This is a genomic window from Streptomyces sp. NPDC038280 (assembly GCF_055600045.1).
Map to the genome: position 1 here is coordinate 514,976 of NZ_JBVJYZ010000001.1, position 20,017 is coordinate 534,992.

The window sequence follows — 20,017 nt, forward strand, 5'->3', positions numbered from 1 at the left end:
TGTGGCTGGTCATGAGCCCGGAGCTCGAGCGGAGTGCGCCGCCCGAGTTCCGGTGAACCCCACGATGCCGGGCCGGGAGGGAAGCGTCGATTACGCCGGAGGTCATGGCGGGAGACCCTGCCTGCACCGAGTTCCCCCGGGTCAAGGGCTGACCTTCGGAAGGTCGTAGCAGGCAGGGAGCCATACAGGGAGCCATACCACTGCGGCTCAGGCCCCCGCTTGGCACTCCCGGCGGCTGTCCGAACTGACGATGTGTTCCATGGCTTCGGCGCCGGCCGTGATGACCGGGCGGAGCTGCTTGCGGTAGACGCGTTCCGTGTTGCGGTGCCACTGGGGCCGACCACTCGGGCGATGACGTCAGCGGGATGCCGTGGTCGGACATCAGGGACACGAAGCTCGTCCGCAGTTCCCGGGTCGTTCAGCCCTTAGGATCCTCGGTCCCTTGCTTCCTTGAGTAGGGACCGGAGCGACTTCGGCGTCGGCACCGCCGCCATCCGCCGCACCAGCGCAGGCGGGCTCACCACACTGCCCACCAGACCCGGGCCTCCGAACGCCGCATCGCCTGCCCGCCCGTTGCCTCCACTCGTTAAAGCTTCACCGCGAGCAGCAACAGCGAGAGCGGGAGGCCGTAGGCACCTCGTGGCAGCGCAGCGGGCACGTGTTCACACTCCGCAGGTCAAGCCGATCGACCCAACCAACCTCAGCCGTGCCTTCGCCACGCTCCTCCGCAAGGCCGGCCTCCGGCGCATCCGCTTCCACGACCTCCGCCACTCAACCGCCACCCTGCTCCTGGAATAAGGCATCGACCTCGTCGTCATCAAGGAACTCCTCGGCCACGCCCACGTCGGCGTCACCGCCACCATCTACGCCCACGTCCGGCTCTGCCTCCAGCGAGATGCCATCGACACCCTCAGCACTGCACTCAGCGATCCAACGACCACCGAGACGGCCAACAGTGACGGCGACGAACCGACCCCCTCCTCGACCCAAATCCGCTGACGTTGCCGTCAACTATTGCCGTCATACACCTCTGTAGCCCCGCGGAGACGCCTCCACCGGGGCTTCAGATTTGCTCTCAGACATGACCCGGAGGGTGATCAAGCTGTCGCACGACGCATGACTTCGGAAGAGATGTCAATGCAGATGGAATCGACATCGGCCGGCGATCCACCTTGAATCCTTTCCAAGATGAACGAATTGATCGAGGAAGTCTGCACTTCAGGCAGGGCCGGCGAAATCCACCGCAACCATTCCCCAATCATCCGAACCCGGAATTCCATCATGACCGAACGCCGCGCAGCATCGTCATTACCTGCCGCCAAGAAGACAAGCTTCAGTGCAGCTGCGAGGCGACTCAGGGGAATGTTGTGCGCAGAAAGAATGAGCCCAAGCTCATCAGTCGAATCCAGACTCGATGGATCCGATACGCGAAAGGACGGAAGGGGGTAATTCCGGCAAGCGGTAAGGGTCAACTCTTGCATTCCCGGATCGAGCACGACATCGACCCTGGATGCATTACCTGGATCGTCAACAGAGACTAGCATTCGCCGATTCCCCGGAACGCCGAAGCCATACCTAAAGCTTGAGACTCCCAGCACGTCGCCGACGCAGACCACGCCGTCATCCAAGCGCAGAGAGCCATCGAAAATCACGACGCCCTCAACTGGACTCGCCCCACTCCACAGCCCCACGCGCACTAGGCCAACTTGGGCGCGCGCAGCGAGGTGAAGGTGCCTTTCGCCGGCGATGAGCGTCGAACCCTGCAAGGCCACCACATCGTCAGGAATCTCAGCAGAACCAACACGAATCACAGGGTGATTCAAGGAAATATCTGCGCTTCCCACCAACACTTAAGCACTCCCTATCTACTACCCAGGCAACGGTGCGCGCCGGGCCTCCAATTCAGGAAGCCCGGCGCGGTACTCTCAATTTACCGCGTATGCCCCGGCAAGAGTTCGGCTAGCTTCTCTCTCGCGCTCGAGTACCCCGGTAGGCCCGCGAACGATGGATCATGATAACCATGCTCTCTCAACATCCTCTGGGCCTTCTGTACGGCGACTGACTGCAAGTCGCTGCAGTTCCCACAATGCGGGAACAGGTTTCGGGGGAGAGTGGCCGGCCCAATTCCTGTGGACGGCTGGTGATCTCCGATCATCGTCGGGGTCGTCCCGCCGCATGTGTGGCAGGCCCTGCCTTGCATCGCGGCGCTCTGAGCAGGCGTTACAACCGGGCCAGTAGCAGGGACTGAGCCATCGGCGTATGGACCAACCTGAAGAGTGTCCGCCTCCGCCCGGGTCAACCTCACATTGCAGTTGTGAACCAGTACCGGGGTGGCCCCCGCCAGCACATAGTACGCGTGGATGTCCTCGACCGTGAGGTCGTGCGTACGCTGGAACTTGGTGTAGTGGCGGAGTGCGGTGATCTGAACGTGTGTTCCCGCGCTGGTGCGGAGCCACTGGCCGACTTCGAGGTCGCCGGCCTTGACCCACTTGCGCAGGGTCGGCACCCAGAAGGGGTGGGTGTCCGTCGCCACGATGCTCGACAGGGCACCGTTGACTGTCACCGTGATTTCGGTGAAGTCCTTATCGTCCTCGGTCCGGATGGTTTCGAGGACTTTCTTCTCGTGATTCTTGCCCGTAGCCGTATCGGTCGTTACTACTACGTCTCCGGCCTCTACGTCTTCTATTTTCTTATGGGAGCCGTCGGCCATGAGGACTTCGGTGCCGGGCAAGAAGGAGTGACACTTGCCGAACCACTTGGCGGCTCCCTTGCCGGCTCCCTTGGCCCCTCCTCCTACGCCGGTGAAAAGGAGCCCCAAGGTATCCACGAGGGCCTCACCGTCCTCGTAGCCCGGTGAGCTCGTGTCAAATCCTGCTTGCTCTGCCAGTCCGTCGTACAGGCCTTGTGCGGATGTTCCTGTTAGCGACAGCGTCGGTGTAGCAATGTCGACCATGGCGACAAGAGCCCGCCCTGCGCCGGCGAGGGTATTCTTGCTCCACTCGAGCTTGCGGCGATTGAGGTACATCACTGAACCCCAGTTGACGCCTCCGTTTTGGTACCAGCGCTTGCCGCCGCTCTCCTCCGTCCAGCTGCTCCACTTCCATCCGGTCCCCTTGTACTGCCAGGACTCGTGGTGGTTGACGCTTGCGCCACTCTTGGAGTCACTCGGTACACACGTGCTGGAGTTTCCACCGCAGAGCCCATCCGGACGCAGACCCGTGGGATCGGACGAGGTGGCAGGGCTGTTATTGGCGTAGTTGTAGCCGTTGAGTGACTGGTGCTGGTCCAGGGAGAGCAGCGGGTCCACGCTGACGAACTGACCGAGGCCCGGGTCGTACTCCCGTGCCCCGATGTGGGTGAGGCCCGTCGTTGTGTCCGCCGGCTTGCCGAGGAAGGCCTTGTCGTCCGGCCAGGCCGTGGGCTTCGTGCCGCGGGGGGCGCCGAAGGGGGTGGAGTAGCGCTTGGTGATGGCCAGGGTTGGGGAGTCGAGTGCCAGGCTGCTTGTGCCGTGGTGGTCTCCGGCGAGGAAGCTCAACTTCGTGCCGGAGGCGCCCAGTGTGGCGGTGCGAACGGCGATCATCTGGCCCGCGGCCGCGTAGTAGCGCACGCCGGAAAGCGTCTGGGTCGTGCCCTTCTTGGTGAGGCGGACCTCGTTGCCGCCGAGGTAGAGGACGGTGTCGCCGTCGCCGGTGGCGCGGCGGATCAGCAATTGACCGCCTGCGTCGTAGAGGTAGTCGCTGCTGAGCGCGGGCTTGGTGCCGGCGGCTGGTTCCGTCGTGCCGACGAGCTTGCCCTCGGTGTTCCATTCGAGGGTCTGCTGCGCCTGGGTCCCGGGCCGGCTCGTGGTGTTGCCGGTGGTGTCGTAGGCGTAGTTCTTGGTCGTCGCTCCGGCGACGGTCTTGGCGAGGGTGTGCGGCTGGCCGGTGGCGCTGCCGTAGGTATAGGTGGTGGTGATGTTGCCGGCGGCGCGGTTCTGCGTCTCGGTCTGGCGCTGTCCGGCGGCGGTGTAGGTGTAGCTGGTCCAGTAGGGAGCGGCGCCGTCCAGGTTGGCTGTGGTGCGGCCGGTGGTGGCGCAGTCGGCGGTCTTCGGTGTCCAGGCTTCGGTGACGCGGCGGTGGCCGTCGTAGCTGAAGCACTGGTAGTCGGCCTCGGAGGTGCCGCCGAGTGTCGCCTTGTCGAAGATGGAAGTGACGTTTCCGGCCGCGTCGCGGTTGAAGGTCAGGTCCTGGGCCATGTAGCCGTGGACGTCGTCCGTGACGGTGGAGCCGGTGAGGCGGCGGGTGCCGTCCTCGTAGTTGTAGGTGAGGTAGGCCTTGTTTCCGGTGTTGCTGGTGCCGATGCTGAGCTGGCGCAGGTCACCCGTCGGGGAGTACGCGGCTGCCTGGAGGTAGCCGGTGGTACCCAGTGAGGACGTCAGCTGGCCCTGGCCGCCGTATTTGTAGCTGACAAGCTCGAGCGGCAGGCCGCCGACCGCTGGGCTTTCGTCGTACTTAACGGTGCCGTCGAGGTTGTAGGCGGTTGCGAAGTCGAGGGTTTGCGGGACGCCGGCGGTGACAAGTGGATCGGTGCTCGGCAGGGTCAGCTGGCTGCCGATAGCCCGGTACAAGGGGTCGTAGCTGGTGACCTTCTTGGTGTAGGACTTGCCGGTCACGCCGCCGTCGTAGCGGACGGACGTGTCCCCTTGGCCCTTGGCCAGGGTGTCGAAGGTCCAGGCGGCGAGCTTGGTGGTATCGGTCTTTGTAGTGCCGTCCCACATGCCGGTCTTGCGGCCGAGGGTGTCGTACTCGTAGGTCAGTGCCTTGTTCCGGCTGTCCTTGGAGGTGACGACCTGGTCCAGCGTGTTGTAGGTGCTGGTGGACTTGCCCTTGTCGGGGTCGGTCGCGGTCACCTGACGGCCGAACAGGTCGTAGGTGTACGTCCATGTCGCGCCGTCCGGTCCCAGGACCGTCTGCTGCTGCCCCGCGGGGGTGTAGGTGTATTTCGTGGTGGTGTAGTCGGTGCCCGTGGGAGTGGGGCGCGGGTACTCGCGGCGCTCGGTCGTCTGGCCCAGGGCGTTGGTGATCACCGCTGTCGCCTGTCCGCCCGCCGGTGCGGACGCGGTCACCGTGTCGCCGGTGTAGACGGTTTCGGTGGTCCAGCGGGAGACGTTCCTGACCTTCGTTTCCGCTTTGACCGCGCGGCCGGCGCCGTCGTAGGTCGTGTCGACCTGCATTGGTGCCGCGCCCCCGTCCGTCTGGACGGGGTTACCCGCGGGGGCGTTCACGGCGTCCCAGATGTCGCTGAGGGCGGAGACGGCGAGGCCGCGCTCGTCATAGAGCGTCTCGGCGATCAGCCGGCCTCCCTCGGGTGAGGGCGACTGCGTCTGCCGCGGGCGCAGCAGGGAGTCGTACAGCGCATAGCTGGTGTTGTAGCCGCTGGCATCGCCCTTCAGCGTCCCGGTGGACACCCAGGACATGGCCGACGCGGTGACGCTGTAGTCGAAGACGTAATTGGGGGTCTTGCCCAGGTCCTTCGATCTGTTGGGCAGCCACGTCTTGGTGACGCGGCCCAGTGCGTCGTACTCGGACTCAGTGATCTTGCCATTGGGGTCGGTCGACTTGATCGCGGCCCCGGTGGCGAAGTCCACGAGCGCTTCGGCCGCGTGACCCTTGGCGTTGGTGACGGTGTTCCCGGTGAGCGGTCCCGTCGACGCGGGGGTGTAGGTGGTGGTCAGGGTCACCGTGTCGTTGGTGTCCTTGACCGTGAGCGGACGGCCGAGCGCGTCGAAGGTGGTGGTGACCATCTTCTGCCACACCGGCTCGTTGTCGGTGCTGTACGACTTCGCACGGCCGGTCCACTGCGGCTCGCCCTTGGTCGGCTTCTGGACAGCAGTCCAGGTGATCGTGTCGTACGCGGTGGCGGTGTCCGAGATGACCTCGCCGGGAGCGCCGGACGTGGCAGGAAGGTCGAGGTCGGTGTCCAGCACCGCACAGGGCTGGGCGACCGTACGCGTACGAGCGACGAGGGAGTTGATGCCTACCGAGTCGTTGCGGGCGTACCAGGTGCGGGTGCACTTCTCGTCGCCCTCGACCGCAGTATCGCCCTTGTCCTCGACACGGAAGGGCATGCCGTAGTCGTCGTACTCCGTAACCGTGGAGCGCATCCGGTCAGGGATCGGGGCGATGGTGGTGATGCTGGTCCGGGCGTGCGTCGCGCCGGTCCTGATGTAGTACGCCTCCGTATCGGCGTACGACTTGTGCTGCGTCGACGTGCGCTTGGACCAGGGGTCGTTGACGGTGCCCTCGACCTCGGCACCCGCGGCGCCGTTGTAGGTGACCGTTTCCCGGGCGAAGCCCGCATACTGGTCGGCGTCGGTGATGGCGGGCGCCTTGATGCCCGTCACGCTCGCGGTCTTGCGCAGATCCTTGTCCGGCGTCCTGCCGTCGGCTCCAAGGACGCGGTCACCGTTCATACCGCGCATGTACACGGACACGCTCTTCGACTGGGTCCTGCCGTCGATGCCGTGCCCGGTGATGTGGGTGACCTTGCCGAAGCCGCGCCAGCTCGACCAGGTGCGTTCCTTCTCCTTGGTGAACGGGTCGTCGTTATAGTGCCACGCGCCGCCACCCGAGTAGGTGTACGTGTCCTGGACCCCTTCTGAGCCCGCCTTGGGGTCCGTGGTGGAGACAGCTTGGACAGGGTACTTCTGGAACCAGTCCAGCCGCGCGACTTCCTCGCCGTTCGGGGACCAGTAGACCGGGTAGCAGCGCTTGGTGTTCTTGTCCACCGCCGGCATCGTCTGGCCTGGGGCGCAGTCGGCCGCGTAGTAACTGACGATGGTCGCCGAGCCCGTCTCCGACGTGACCGTGTAGAGACGCGGTTTGTGGAAGGGCAGGACGTCGTCGGTGTCGCTGTCGACCCGGTTCGCCAGGAACGTATGAGTGAAGGTGACCGGGTCCAGCGAGATCGCGGTGGCGCGCTTGCCCGTGTGCCGGATTTCCGAGAGCCACAGCGACTGGTCGGTGGAGTCGCCGGTGTCGCCCGGATCGAGATACTGCTGCTTCAGTGCCCAGGACTCCACGGCGGCGAAGGCGGGCGTCGTGGCGGCGGCGTCCCACGCGTAGGTGGTGATGCCGGTGATCCGCTTGCGGTTGAAGAAGGACGGGCCGGTGTTGCCCGTGCACTTGGCGTCCTTCTTGCAGATCGCGTCGAAGGGGACGTCGGGCCAGTTGTCGCGGGTGTCCTCGGTCAGCGAGTCACACCCCGTGCCGGAGGCTACGCATCGCTCCGCGACGGAGAAGACGACCTTGTTGGAGGCTGCCGGGGTGCCGCTGAAGAGGGCTCCGGCGCGCTGCCCGTAGCGGATTTCCCGAAGGATGCCACCTCGGGTGTACGGGGTGCCGTTGTCGTCATCGCCGAGCTTGTCGTAGTAGTTGATTCCGGCGTCGTACCAGTACGTCATGGCGTTGCCGTGGGTGTCGACGACGTAGTCGAGGTTCCACCGCCAGGCCTGCGTCTTCGCGCGGGAGGCGAACGTGGTGCCGGAGGAGTAGCCGGGTTCACCGGAGTCGTCGCCGAAGACCGGGACGGTCCACACCGAGTCGGTGGTGTCTCCCGCCGCCGCGCCGTCGAGCTTGTTCAGGCCGAAGACGTACTTGGTGCCCTCGCCCGTGATGACGGTCCAGTACTCACCGTTGTCGTCACCGTTCGCGGCGCCCGTGCCTTGGGTGACGGTGGAGGCGTCATCGTTCTTCAGCCGCCACGTGCCGCTCGTGTCGTCCTTGACCAGCTCGGTCGCTTTGCCGTTCAGGACGAGGGAGGCGTTCTCGTACTTCCAGCACAGATCGAACTTGTCCGCCTGGCCGTCGTCGTCACACGAGCCGTACTTGCGCTCAACGTACGAGGATGTGAGGTCAAAGCCCTCACCGATCACTGAACCCTGGTTGTTTGTGGACGCGGTTCGGCCGTCTACACTGCCTGAGTCGTAGGAGATCTGCAGATCCGGCTTCGGGCCGGCCGCCGAGGGCGGCACCCGCAGGGGGTAGGACCAGGTGAAGTCTCCTGACGAACCGCCTGCCTCCCACGCCGCGGAGGAGGCCAGCGGGGTGGCCTTGTAGTCACCAGCGGCTGATGTGGTTCCGGCGGTGAGGGCCAGCACCATCGTCTGCCCGGCGGCCGGCGACGCCGACATCGGTGAGGCGGACTTGGGTGCCGTCGGCTTCGGCTGTACGGACTTCGATGCGACAGCAGGCTGGAAGGCCAGATGTGCATCCAGTCGCTGTGCCTTGCGCCGGTTGGTGAACTCCACCGGGACACGGCTACGGCACTTCGCGGCGCCCGCGTTGGTCAGGGCGCAGTCGGGCAGTCGTACGACCTGGAGGCGACCGGCCCAGTCACCGCCATATGCGGAGGCGAACGCCGCGTAATCGATGCCGAGCTCGGCACTTCCCCCGCCGGCCGGACCGGTGACGGTCAGCACGACGCCGTTGACACCGAGCGCGGCGGCCTGCTTCTGATCAAGGACGTTGATCCTGACCGCATGGCCGACCGCGACTGCCTTCTTGCCCTTGGTTGTCTTCGGCTGCGCGAGCGTGAGCGGCAGAGCGCCCGGCTCGGCGCTCGCCGAACCCTTCGCCGGCACGGTGAGGGTGGCGCTGTCCGCCTTCGGCCAGGTCACGCTTCGTCCGCGCTGTTCGACTGTCGCGCGGGCGGCATCCTTGGCCGTGTTCGCGGCGGCCTTGCGCGCGATCGCTGCGTTCTTCGCGTCCGGCTTGGCAGTGAAGGGCGAGACCTTGTCTGCACGTGCGGCCTGCAGTTTCGGCTTACCCAGCGGATCGGCTTCGGCGGCGAAGACAGCAGGGGTGAGCAGCCCGGGCAGAAGTGAGAAGCCCGTGATTGCCGCGATGCGGCGCAGTGCGCCGCCTCGTGTTCTGCCCCGGCCGCCGCCGGGTGCGGTCGGTCTCAGCCAGTTCATGTGTGTCCGTTTCCCAAGTGGAATCGCCTGTTGGCGAGATGTTCTTGCGTGGCATGCCGAGGAGGCCGGCCCGGGCTAAGCGCTGGCCGACCTCCCCGGGAGTTACTCGTCGCCGGAGTCGCCCATGGCTGTGGTCCTGATCTGCGGGGCCGTCATCGCCCCGGTCCAGATGCGGACCTCGTGCAGAGCGCCGGGCAGGTAGTGCCCTGTGGTGCCGTTTGCGGAACCGCGTCCCGCGGCGAGCTCTCCGAGCCCCTGCATAGCCGTACTGAAGGACGCTTTGCCTTCCGAGGGCTGCTCGCTACTGGTGACGTAGAGATGCGTGTTGCCGTAGCCGGAGTCAGTGGTTTCGGTCGCGTCGTAGACGCCGGTGATCTGCACCCATGTGTTCATCGCGGCGGCGTCAGAAGCGATGGAGGCCGTCTCGACGACCTTGCCCGTGGCGTCCGTGGCAGTGCGGCCGAAGCGCAAGACGTATCCCGTTTCCGACACCTTCTCGGCCCACAGCGCCCAGGACGACTCCGACTTCGACGGCGTCTGCTGGCCCAGGATCTGGGCGCGGTAGCCCACCGGTTTGCCCGCCAGTGTGGCGCTGTCCAGCTTCACGTTCGCGGTCACGGTGAAGGATCCGGTTTCGTCGATGACCGGGCCGATGGTGGACATGGCGCCGGATACGCCGTCCAGGACCAGCTCGTTGTTCACCGGGTCCAGAGTGGCGCCCGTGGAGGAGAGGGTCATGGCCGGGCCGGAATACGGCGCCCGCTGTGGCACCGTGGTTCCGGACGCCATGGAGGCGTCCCAGTAGCCCACCAGCTCGACCGCCGGCATGCTGTCCTCCTTGAGCGCGCTCTCTTCGCGGATCTCGTCAGCGGTGAGCGGACGGTCCCATACGGCGACCTCGTCGATGCGGCCCAAGAAATGACGCCCGAGCATCGCCCGGCCGATGAACATGCCTTGCGTCGATGCGGTCGGGATGTAGGTGGCGTTGGCCGCGGCCAGCACCACCGGCGTGCCCTGGGGACGGCCGTTGATGAACAGTTGGATGGTGTCGTTGGCCTTGTTGGTGTCGTTCTTGGTGTCGAAGACGCCCGCCAGATGGGTCCAGACCTTGGCCGGAGGGTTCGACGTCTCGGCCCAGGAAGTGACGTAGGTGGGGTCCTGTACATCCGTCGCAGCGCGGTTGAAGGCCCACTTCTTCGTCGTGGCCGAGTAGTACAGGTGGAACAGTGTCCCGGAAGCGCCCGGCGCGGAGACCACCACCCGGTTCTCCGAGGTGTTCGTCAGCAGCGCCCACGCGGAGATCGTGAACGACTCCTTCGTGTTCAGCGGCGGCGCGTCGGTCGATGCGTAGCCGATCTGCTGTACCGGGTCGGTGACGTCGTCGTTGAGTGCCAGGGAGTAGTCGCCTGTGCCGCGGCGCCCCATGACCGACCATGTCGCCGCCTTGTTGCCCGTCTGCTGGCGCAGAGTGACCGGGTGGCGCACACCCTCGGTGGCGCTGTCAGCGGCCGTGGTGACCGTCGAGCCGGGCGTGCCGTCAGCGAAGTGCCAGCGCCCGACGGCACTCTTGGCAGGAGCGACCTTGAAGGCGACTTCCTTCGGGGTTCCCCAACGGTTGTTCACGTCCTTGGCCTGGACGGTCAGCACCTGGACACCCGACAGAGGCGGTACGGGACTGATGGTTGCACTGGAGCCTGTCTCCGTATGGGCAGTCTTCTCGCTGATCAGCTTCCACTGGAAGCCGGTGATGTCGGTGTCCGCCGCGTTCGACTTGATTGTGAACGTGGACGCCACCCCAGGTCCGCCTGCGGCCTTACATGCGTCGGCAGTGCACTCGCTGTAGAGAGGGTTCGTGGGGAAGAGGATCTGGGGTTCCTTCGGCGCGGTCGTGTCGACCTTGAAGTAGCACCACGTCGTCACCCCCGACCCCACACTGGAGGTGACTCCGTTGGTGGTCCAGAAAGAGCGCGTCCACGCCCGGTACCGGTACAGCGAGCCATCCGACCGGGGCGTGACACGGACTCTTTCCAGGGTGTTGTCCGGGTGGTATCCGCTGGTCGGAAGCGTCGCGGCCCATGACTTCACCCAGCCCTGGGCGGGATCGGAGCGCTCGACGTCCATGTAGGCACGCAGCGAGCCGGCATATTCGCCCGACTTGGGAGCCACGAGCGTCTGCACCATCGCCTGCATCATGGGATCCGACCGCGTCGAGACGGTCGGCGCGGAGGCATTCGTGGAGCAGTACTGCACCGTCCCGTTGCCGGGGATGAGACCGACGCTGGTGGGCACACCCGGCTTGGGCACATAGGTGACCTGAAGCTCGGCGTTCTGGTTGAACCGCTTCCAGGCTGAGGCATCACCCTCGTCCTTGGCCCGCAGCATCAGCGTCAGCCGGGAGATCGATCCGTCCGCCAGCGCGCGGACCGTCGCCCGCAGGTTCTCGTCCGTCTCGGCGCTGTTGTCATGGAACTCGATCCACGAGTCCGGCTGATCGGGCGAGCAGTTGGATCCGCGTCCCGCTGATACGTCACGGTCGCCCAGATGGTCCAGTTCTCTGGGGCCTGGCCAGCGCGTGGCCTCGGAGATGTTGTCGGTGCGCTTGAGGTCCACCCAGTGCGGGTTGCAGTCGAACGACCAGGTCTCGTAGGCGCGGAAGGTGGCGTCGATAACCTGCTTGCCGACGAGCTTGGTGGGCGCGAACTCGTAGTACATGCGGTTCGTGTACGAGGCACCTGTGGTGCAGTAGTACGGGCCTGACCGGCTGCAGTGGCCGACTCCGTAGTCGCCGTCGAAGTTCCAGAACCGGTCGCCGTCCGAAGACAGCACCGTGCGCTCGGAGTACCCCACGCCCATCGGCGGATCGATGTAGACCGGGTAGACGGTGTCCTCGCCCCGCAGGATGCCGAGGTCCGGCGTCACCGTGACCGCCCCGTCCGCCACCTGCACCGGCAGAAGAGCGCTCGCGTCGCCCTTGCCCGGCTGGGCCGGGTCCTCGGGCTCCGCTGCCGGCGCACCGGGGTTGTCCTCACCAGCGGTGTCTTCGGCCGGCGCCTCGAAGGCTTGCGTGCGAGCCATCTGCGTCTGAGGACCGGAGGAGGCGTCCCCCGCCGAATCCCACATCTGACCGGCCGGCCCCTTGAAGACCACATTGCCGTCCTCGTCGATGGCCCGCAGGCCACCACCCGGACTCGGCCGCAGAGCGAGGCCCTGGCCCTTGGCGGACAGCTTGATCTGTCCGAGCTTCGGGTTCGCGGCCGCCTCGGCGGACTTCACGACCAGGACCTCGCGGTAACCCTCGGAGGTCGCGGTCAGCTGCAGGTCGACCCCCTCGAACACCTCGGGGTAGGTGGCAGTGGCGCCGGCGAGCACCGGCTCGGGAAGGGTTCCCGGCCAGCCGAAGGTGAGCGCGCCCCTCTCGTTGGCCAGGCGGATCATCCCCTCACCGCTGCCGCCCCCGGAGAAGGACAACTGCACCACGGCGGCCTTGGGCCCCACCGAACCGTCCGCACGGTGTTCCAGGGAGGCGTCGATCGCTCGCCACGCCCCGTCCGCGCCCCGTACCCGCTGCGGAGTCGTCGACTGCGTCAGCGTGAACGTCCCATCCGGGTTCGCCATGGTCTGCGTGTACTCACTGCGCTCCGCGACCACCTCCACCGGCTCACCACTCGCGGCCGCCTGAGCTGATGCACCGGACAGCGCGAGGGACTGCGGCATCTGTGAACCGACTTCAGCGAACGCCGGAGCCGGCAACGCCCCCGCTCCGAGTGCCGCGGCCAGCAGCACCACTGCCACCGGTCTGAATGCGCGCAGGCTCACGAACATGACTCCCCCACCCCCGGGCCTCCCCAGACCCGTAATAGAACACACGGTCCATTAACGGTCCGCATGCGGACAGTACGGTTCCGCGGCCATCGAAGACAAGGCCGAAAAGGCGACACCGTTGGCGCGTACAGCAACCTTGCTGCCCACAAACCGCACGAATGGGATAAATCGCCTAGGTCCCCTCAAGTAGCGCTGTGGTGCAGCGATTTGGCTTCGCTTTCTAGTCGTGAAGCCCGGACATCGTTCGCTCGATGATCCAGCGGTGATTGCCAAGGCGGTTGGGCGTTTCGATGCCTCGGCGAGCGATGCGCGGCACGATCTGCCGGCGTCGCATGAGGGGAGCCACAAGGGGCAACACTCGGCGGCCGTCCACGGACTTCAGCGGACGCCCAAGGCCCCCGGACGCAGGGTCTGCCGGTTGCCGAACTCAGTCGCTCTGCCAACGTCATTACGCCGGAGGTCATGGCGGGCCGGGGCTCGGTCCCCTGGCTGTCCGGGCGCCGTGGGTATCCTGCGCCCGGTCGGCCGGGCAGACCGTCCGGGCGTGTGGAGGGGGAGATGCCATGGCAAGGGTCAGTGAGCGGCCGCGGATGATAGCCACCGGGGACGACCATCGCGTCACACCCGCCGAGTTGTTCTTCGATCTGGTCTTCGTGTACGCGCTCACCCAGGTCACCGCTCTGATGGCAGCCGGGCCGTCGCCGCTGCGGATGGTCGGGGCGATGGTGGTGCTGGCGCTGCTGTGGTGGTGCTGGTGCTGCTTCGCGTGGCTCGGGAACGTGGTGCGGGCCGACTCGGGAGCGATGTTCGCCGTGCTCGTCGCGGTGATGACGGTGGTCCTCATCGTGTCGCTCACGGTTCCGGAGGCGTACGCGGACAAGCCCGGCGGGCTGCCGTCGCCGTTGGTCTTCGTGCTCTGTTACGGCGCCGTGCGGCTGCTGCACCTGGCGTCGTACTGGGTGTCCGCACCGGGCGACGCGGTGCTGCGCCGGACCCTGCGCCGGACGGCGCTCGTATCGGTGGCGCCACCGCTGGTGCTGCTGTTGGCCGGGACCGCGTTCACGGGTGCCGGGCAGGTCGGGTTGTGGCTGGGCGCGGTGGTCGTGGACTACTGCGGGGTCTATGTCACCGGTTCGTCGGGCTGGCGGGTCAACTCGCCGGGGCACTTCGCCGAGCGGTACGGCCTGATCGTCATCATCGCCCTGGGCGAGTCGATCGTCGCGATGGGCGTCGGGATGGCCGACTTCCCGGTCACCGCACCGGTTCTGGCGGCGGTGGCTGCGGGCCTGCTGGTGTCGGCGGGGCTGTGGCGGCTGTATTTCCGTCAGGTCGGCGAGGTGGCGGAACACCGGCTCGGCGCGCTGGAGGGCGACGACCGTACGCGGCTCGCCCGGGACGCCTACACCTTCCTCCATCTGCCGTTGGTCGCCGGCGTCGTGCTGCTGGCTCTCGGGATGAAGAAGATCCTCCATCAGGTCGCCGACACCGGCCACTACAGCCTGTCGGAGCCGCTGCACGGCCTGGTCGCCTGGGCGTTCACGGGCGGGGCGGGTCTGTTCCTCCTCGCGACGGCGGCGATCCTCGCCCGGGTGGGCGGGCGTTGGTCGCCCGCGTTGCTCGTCGGCGGGGTGGTCTGTCTGCTCGGCGGGACGGTGATCGTCCTGGTTCCGGCGCTGGTGGCGCTGGGGCTGCTGAGCGCGGTGGTGACGGGACTCGTGGTGCTGCACGGGCGGACGGTGAGGGCTTCGGCGCCGGAGGCGGCCACTCCCTGACCCTGCCTACGGGGGCAGCCGGCCCCGGCAGGTGCGAGCTGCCGGGGCCGACCGGTCAGGACGGGCTCAGCGGCTCGACGTGCCCTTCTCTGCGCGAGCTTCCTGCGGCTTGCTGGATTCGCGTTCCTCGCGCGCGGACCCGCGCTCCTCGGGCGCGCGGTCCCGGGCGGCCTCGGCACGCAGCAGGGCGTTCATGACGGCGAAGGGGTCGATGGGCATGGCTGTGCTCCTTGCGGTGGGGGTGGATGCGGGCTGCGGGAGGTACGGACCTCTCAGCAGCGCAGCACCACAAACCGCAGGGCGACCGGAGCCGGGGTCCCCTCTGTGGGAGCGCCGGCGTCGGGGCGCTGAGCCGTACGGGGGCCGTGGAGGGTCACCGGATGCGCGGCGCCACGCGGCCGGACCCGGCGGCCCCGGCCCGGCGCGGTGGTCTCCGTCTCGGCCGTGTCCTGCTGGGCCTCTCCGGAGGGGTCGGGCGCGGCCGAGGCCACGGGGCGGGGCTCGGCGGTGGCCGGGGTGAGCCCCTCCGCCGAGACGCCCAGGAGCGCGGCGAGCACCAGGAGCGCCACCACGGCGGCGCGGCGCACAGCGGTGGCGGGGCAGGGCATGGGCATGGGCGCGGTCCTCCTGGACCTGCGTCCTACCCGCCCGCCGGCGGGCTCGCCCGGAACGGGCCCGAGTTCCGCCCGTCCGGGCTATGCCCCGTGCCCCGTCGGCGCAGCGCGTTGCTCCGACCGTGCGGGCCGTGCGGGCCGTGCGGAACGCCCGCGTCGTTCCTGCCGGGCCGAGTCCGCCGTACGTGCCCGGCCATGCGCCGGCGGCGGACGGGTGGTGCCCTGGGAGGACGGCCATCGCGTCCCGGCCCGCGAGCGCCGCGCCGCCATCCACGCGCACACCGGTGCACGCCCGCGAAGAGGCCGGCACGCCCTGGTGGACGGGCGCCTACCGGAGCCGGCGAACAGCCACGTCGAGAAGGAGAACGCGGCCACGGCGAGGAACGCGTCGCGGACCAGCCGGGAGCGCAGCACCCGCACGGGGGCGTGCGCCTTCGTCGTACGAACCCGACCATGGGCCCGTACACGAAGGCCCGTTCACCATCAGCCGGTTGTGTCCGGCCCGACGGGTTGGGCAATCGGAAGAGCTTCTTCCGCTTCTCTGCGGGGCGGTGAATCCTTCACCGCCCCCACCGGCACCTGCGGCCCGCTGCCCTCCCGCAGCCAGCGTCTGAGCACCTCGTGGACCCGCTCGGCCCCCACCAGTTCGGCCCCGTCGTCCACCGGCGCCGACAATTCGACCGGCGACAGCAGGAACGGCCGCGCCTGCTCGCCGCCCATGCCTCCGTGCGACCCGATCTGTTCCTCGAAGGCATGCACCTCGCCGGTCGCCGGGTCGTACCTCGAGTTGACCATGATGTCCGCGACGTGCGGGAAGCCGTCGGTGCGCCGTACCGCCTCCGCCGCCCCGGTCCCGAAGACGGCGAGCGGCCCCCCGTCGTCGAGCTCGTCGACCGGCACCTCCACATCCCCCCGGCCGAGCACCACGGAACCGTGCTTCCCGTCGGCCACGAGCAGGAACCCGATGCCGGGATGGTTGGCGAGGGTGCGCAGCAGTGCCGGGTGACGCCGGTCGATCTCCTCGCGGGTCATGCGGTGCGGCACGTCGGGGAAGGAGACCAGACCGAGATTGCCGGAGGACAGCACGACCGGGTCGGACCCCTTGGCGGGCCGCTCCTCGTCGCTCTCCGCCACAGGCCGGTGCAGCGCGCTGCGCAGCGCGTCCCGGGCCGCGTCACGGGCCTCCGAGCCGCTGCGCGTGCGTCCCGCGCGGCGCGGCACGGGCAGCCCGCAGCCGGCTCGGACGAGATCCCTCAGGCTCAGCCCGTACCGTCCCTCGAAGGACTCGCCGGGGCTCTGGCCGTGGTCGGAGAGGAGCACGATCCGGTACGGCCGCGGCGCGTGCTCGGCGACCTTGGCGATCAGGGCGACGGACCGGTCGAGCCGCTGGAGCACCTTCTCGGCGTCCCTGGCGTGCGGCCCCGAGTGGTGGGCGACCTCGTCGTAGGCGACCAGGTCGGCGTAGATCGCGGTACGCCCCACCAGCATGTCGCCGATCACCGCGGCGACCACCACGTCCCGCTCGACGACGGTCGCGAAGGCGCGGATCAGCGGATAGAGGCCGCCGCGCGAGACGCGCGGGGTCTCCTTGCGGAGCCGCGCCCGGAGGGACTGTCCGATCTCGCGGACGGCTTCGGCGACGAAGGAGCCCGCCGTACGGACGGCGTTGGCGGGGTCGGAGAAGTAGGCGAAGTAGCCCGCCCGGGAGCGGTTGCGGCGGCCCCGGCGGGCGGCCACCGAGAGGACCAGGGCCAGCTGCTCGGCGCCGCCGCTGAAGAGGTTGCCCCGGCCGGCGCCGTCCAGGGTGAGCAGTCCGCCGTCGCCGGTGCGCGCGACGGCCCGGCGCTGGAGCTCGACGGCGCTAGCCGGCCGGTTGCTGACCATCAGTCGGCCGGTGTCCTTCTCGTACCAACGGAAGGCGGGCACGTCGTGGTTGGAGCCGTGGAGGATGCCGAGCTGGCTGGCGCCGGTCTGGCTGGACCAGTCGGTGCGCCAGGGCGTGAGGCGGTGCGTCGTGCCGAGCCAGCCGGCCACGGTCGGCATCAGGCCGTCCGCGACGGCCTCCTTGAGCACACGGTGGCCGACACCGTCGAGCTGGAGGAACAGGATGCCCGGCGGGGCCTCGGGGCCCGCGTCCGCGCCCGTGCGGCGACGCTTGCGGTCGGCGAGCCGGTAGAGCCTGCGCCGGTAGGCGGTGTCGTCGCGCACGGCGAGGGCGGTGGAGGTCGCCGACGCCACCGCGGACATCACGGCGGCGACCACGACGGCCGTCTCCGGCTCGGCGGCCCCGCGGCCGTCGGGGATGAGCCAGAGCGCTATCAGGAGCAGCGAACCGTTGAGGAAGAAGACCAGCAGACCGAGGACCAGGGCCGGTACGAGCAGCAGCGCGCGGACGATCACCGGCCACACCAGCGCGCCGAGCAGACCGAACGCGCCGGCGCCCCAGGCGGCCGTGACGGCGGTCCTCGTGACGCTGTCGCCGTCGCCCGACTGGAGCCGGAAGTCAGGCAGGATCCCGGCGAGGGCCAGCAGGGTCAGGCTGGACACCGCCCAGACCACCAGCACCCGCCCCAGGGCGCTGCCCGCCCTCCGCCATCGCCCGTCGCCCACGCCGCGCTCGCCGCCCCTTCGCGTTTCGCCCGTTCGCGTTTCACCCTTTCCTGCTTCAAGCGTGGCACAACGGTCTCGGGTCACGGCCTGCGTCCATGGGCCCCGGTCAGAACCGCCGGCCCGGGCAGAACCGCCGACCCGGTCGCAACCGCCGGTCCCGGTCGGAGCCGCTCATGGCCGGCTCAGAGACCACTCCTGGCAGAACGTCGAACCGCTGACGGGCCGCCCGTGGCTCAGCAGCCGTTGTAACCGGCCGTCGGCATCGAGAGCCTGCGGTGTACGTCCGCCTTCATCGCCGCGTCGTACGTCGGCTCGTCGAGGCCGGCCGTCTCCAGGCGCACTCCCCGCCGCTCACACTCCGCCGCGAAGTCCCGCACCGAGGTCAACGCCCGCTCGAGGACCCGTTCGTTGGGGGCGACGAACAGGTCCACCGTGCCGGCATCGACATCCGCCCACAGGCCGCCGTGGTCCGGGCGCAGGCCGTAGAAGAGCAACTGCCGCACCACGACACAGCCCTTGTCCTCGGCCCAACGCGCGCACATGGCGTGCTGGCTGCGGGTGTCCACCAGAAAGGGGTCGCTGTCGAGTTCCTCCAGCGGGGTCAGACTGGCGATCGCCGCCACCCGTACGCCGTCCATGGCCAACCCCCTGTACACGCCGTTCACCGCCGACCCTACTCCGCTCCCGCCCTGCCCGGGGAGGGCGTGCGACGCCGGCTCGGGCGCCCGTTCGCGGCCCCGGACACTTACGCTCGTACCGAGGGCCGGGCCGGCCGGAGCGGTGGGGTGCCGGAGCGAGGAGGAGGTGCGGGCCGGTGGAAGTCACCTGGTGGGGTCATGCCACGTGTACGGTCGAGGACTCCGGGATCCGGGTGCTCACCGACCCGCTCTTCGTGCGTCGGCTGGCCCATCTGCGGCGGCGGCGCGGTGAACTGCCGCCCGCGCGGGCCGCGGTGGCCGACGTCGTGCTCATCTCGCATCTGCACTCCGACCATCTGCATCTGCCGTCGCTGTCCCGGCTCGCGCCCGGCACGCTCCTGGTCGTTCCACGCGGCGCGACGCGCGCGGTGCCCGGGCTGCGGCGCCTCACCGGCCTGCGGCTGGCCGAGGTGGGGCCCGGCGACGAGGTGAAGGTGCGGACACTGACGGTACGGGCCGTCCCGGCGCTGCACGACGGGCGGCGGCTGCCGGTGGGACCGCACCGCTCCCCCGCGCTCGGCTACGTCGTCGACGGCGCGGCGCGCACCTACTTCGCGGGGGACACCGGGCTCTTCGACGGGATGGCGAACGCGGTCGGGCCGGTCGACCTGGCACTGCTGCCGGTCGGCGGCTGGGGCCCCTACCTCGGGCACGGCCATCTGGACGCGGGCCGGGCGGCGCAGGCCCTCGCCTCCCTGGCCCCCCGGGCGGCGGTGCCGGTGCACTACGGGACGTACTGGCCGATCGGGATGGACGGCGTCCGGCCGCATGAATTCCACGCTCCGGGGGACGAGTTCGTACGACATGCGGCGCGGCTCGCACCGGACGTGAGGGTGCATCTGCTGGCGCACGGCGAGACGGCGCGTCCGGAGGTCGGCCGGTGATCGGGGAGATCGTGCGGCAGTTGCCGCCCGAGTCGACACAACAGGCCGTCGGTTATCCGACGCTGTTCCTGCTGGTGGCGCTCGGATCGCTGGTGCCGGTGATCCCCACCGGCGCGGTCGTGAGCTCGGCGGCGGTGGTGGCATTCCACCAGACCGCCCCGCTGACGCTGCTGTTCGTCTTCCTGGTGGCGGCCTTCGCCGCGTTCCTGGGAGACGTGACGTTGTACTGGCTCGGGCAGCGCGGGCTGCGGTCACGTGACGGCTCGCGCCGGCCGGCGGCCCTGCGCGGCCGGGCCGCCCCCGAGCGCCTGGAGCAGGCGCGGGCCAAGCTGCGGACCCATCAGGTGTCGGTGCTGGTGTTGTCACGGCTGGTGCCGGCGGGACGCATCCCGGTGATGCTCGCGTGCCTGCTGACGCGGATGCCGCTGCGGCGGTTCGCGAAGGGGGACGTGCCGGCGTGCCTGGCGTGGGCGGCGACGTACCAGCTGATCGGCATCCTGGGCGGTTCGCTCTTCCCCGAGCCGTGGGAGGGCGTGGTGGCGGCGGTGAGCCTGGTGCTGCTGATCAGCGTGGTGCCGACGCTGTGGCGCAGGCTCCGGGGCGCAGGGGCGGAGGACTCCGGCCGTCAGGCGTGAGACGCCGGGCACGGGGCATCGGCCGTCAG

At 68.7% G+C, this 20,017-nt stretch carries 10 protein-coding genes and 3 pseudogenes; 4 read left to right on the plus strand and 9 right to left on the minus strand.

The window, feature by feature from the left end:
- Window positions 1–207 precede the first annotated feature (207 nt).
- A pseudogene (locus ACZ7J0_RS02265) lies at window positions 208–418 on the minus strand (site-specific integrase); the annotation flags it as partial.
- Between the two features lie 56 nt (window positions 419–474).
- Between ACZ7J0_RS02265 and ACZ7J0_RS02270 the strand changes: the two are divergent.
- Window positions 475–999: pseudogene (locus tag ACZ7J0_RS02270) on the plus strand (tyrosine-type recombinase/integrase); the annotation flags it as partial.
- Between the two features lie 98 nt (window positions 1,000–1,097).
- Here ACZ7J0_RS02270 and ACZ7J0_RS02275 read toward each other — a convergent pair.
- The 4 genes and pseudogenes from ACZ7J0_RS02275 to ACZ7J0_RS02290 form a co-directional block, all read right to left on the minus strand.
- Complete coding sequence (locus tag ACZ7J0_RS02275; RefSeq protein ID WP_470883147.1) at window positions 1,098–1,850, minus strand: hypothetical protein; 753 nt, start codon at window positions 1,848–1,850, stop codon at window positions 1,098–1,100.
- A gap of 80 nt (window positions 1,851–1,930) precedes the next feature.
- Window positions 1,931–8,953 carry a polymorphic toxin-type HINT domain-containing protein gene (locus tag ACZ7J0_RS02280; RefSeq protein WP_470883149.1) on the minus strand — a complete coding sequence of 2,341 codons (7,023 nt, stop codon included), beginning with the start codon at window positions 8,951–8,953 and terminating at the stop codon, window positions 1,931–1,933.
- 102 nt (window positions 8,954–9,055) lie between these two features.
- Entirely contained in the window at window positions 9,056–12,769 is a 3,714-nt protein-coding gene (locus ACZ7J0_RS02285) for a laminin G domain-containing protein (protein WP_470883151.1), read from the minus strand.
- Between the two features lie 241 nt (window positions 12,770–13,010).
- A pseudogene (locus ACZ7J0_RS02290) lies at window positions 13,011–13,106 on the minus strand (IS5/IS1182 family transposase); the annotation flags it as partial.
- A gap of 232 nt (window positions 13,107–13,338) precedes the next feature.
- On the opposite strand from ACZ7J0_RS02290, the gene ACZ7J0_RS02295 reads away from it, so the two are divergent.
- A complete protein-coding gene (locus tag ACZ7J0_RS02295; protein ID WP_470883153.1) occupies window positions 13,339–14,547 on the plus strand; it encodes a low temperature requirement protein A in 1,209 nt (402 codons plus the stop codon).
- Between the two features lie 66 nt (window positions 14,548–14,613).
- Here the strand turns inward: ACZ7J0_RS02295 and ACZ7J0_RS02300 are convergent, their stop codons facing one another.
- From ACZ7J0_RS02300 to ACZ7J0_RS02315, 4 genes are all read right to left on the minus strand, one after another.
- Entirely contained in the window at window positions 14,614–14,766 is a 153-nt protein-coding gene (locus ACZ7J0_RS02300) for a hypothetical protein (protein ID WP_470883155.1), read from the minus strand.
- Between the two features lie 53 nt (window positions 14,767–14,819).
- A complete protein-coding gene (locus ACZ7J0_RS02305) occupies window positions 14,820–15,161 on the minus strand; it encodes a hypothetical protein (RefSeq protein WP_470883157.1) in 342 nt (113 codons plus the stop codon).
- 483 nt (window positions 15,162–15,644) lie between these two features.
- On the minus strand, window positions 15,645–17,771 hold the full coding sequence (locus ACZ7J0_RS02310) for a phage holin family protein (RefSeq protein ID WP_470883159.1): 2,127 nt from the start codon (window positions 17,769–17,771) through the stop codon (window positions 15,645–15,647).
- A gap of 233 nt (window positions 17,772–18,004) precedes the next feature.
- The gene (locus ACZ7J0_RS02315) at window positions 18,005–18,409 is read right to left on the minus strand and encodes a hypothetical protein (RefSeq protein ID WP_468703761.1); all 405 of its coding nucleotides are present in this window, start codon (window positions 18,407–18,409) and stop codon (window positions 18,005–18,007) included.
- A 176-nt stretch (window positions 18,410–18,585) separates the two neighbouring features.
- Between ACZ7J0_RS02315 and ACZ7J0_RS02320 the strand changes: the two genes are divergently transcribed.
- Both ACZ7J0_RS02320 and ACZ7J0_RS02325 read left to right on the plus strand, forming a co-directional pair.
- Window positions 18,586–19,353, plus strand: coding sequence for an MBL fold metallo-hydrolase (locus ACZ7J0_RS02320; RefSeq protein ID WP_470883161.1), 768 nt, complete (start codon window positions 18,586–18,588; stop codon window positions 19,351–19,353).
- Window positions 19,350–19,988: a DedA family protein gene (locus ACZ7J0_RS02325; protein WP_470883163.1), complete on the plus strand. Its 639-nt coding sequence runs from the start codon at window positions 19,350–19,352 to the stop codon at window positions 19,986–19,988. The genes ACZ7J0_RS02320 and ACZ7J0_RS02325 overlap by 4 nt, the downstream gene beginning before the upstream one ends.
- The last annotated feature ends 29 nt before the right edge of the window (window positions 19,989–20,017 follow it).

Coding starts and splice junctions, on each gene's coding strand:
- ACZ7J0_RS02280 (WP_470883149.1), bottom strand. CDS start 8,953: ATGAACTGGCTGAGACCGACCGCACCCGGCGGCGGCCGGGGCAGAACA.
- ACZ7J0_RS02295 (WP_470883153.1), top strand. CDS start 13,339: ATGGCAAGGGTCAGTGAGCGGCCGCGGATGATAGCCACCGGGGACGAC.
- ACZ7J0_RS02300 (WP_470883155.1), bottom strand. CDS start 14,766: ATGCCCATCGACCCCTTCGCCGTCATGAACGCCCTGCTGCGTGCCGAG.
- ACZ7J0_RS02305 (WP_470883157.1), bottom strand. CDS start 15,161: ATGCCCATGCCCTGCCCCGCCACCGCTGTGCGCCGCGCCGCCGTGGTG.
- ACZ7J0_RS02315 (WP_468703761.1), bottom strand. CDS start 18,409: ATGGACGGCGTACGGGTGGCGGCGATCGCCAGTCTGACCCCGCTGGAG.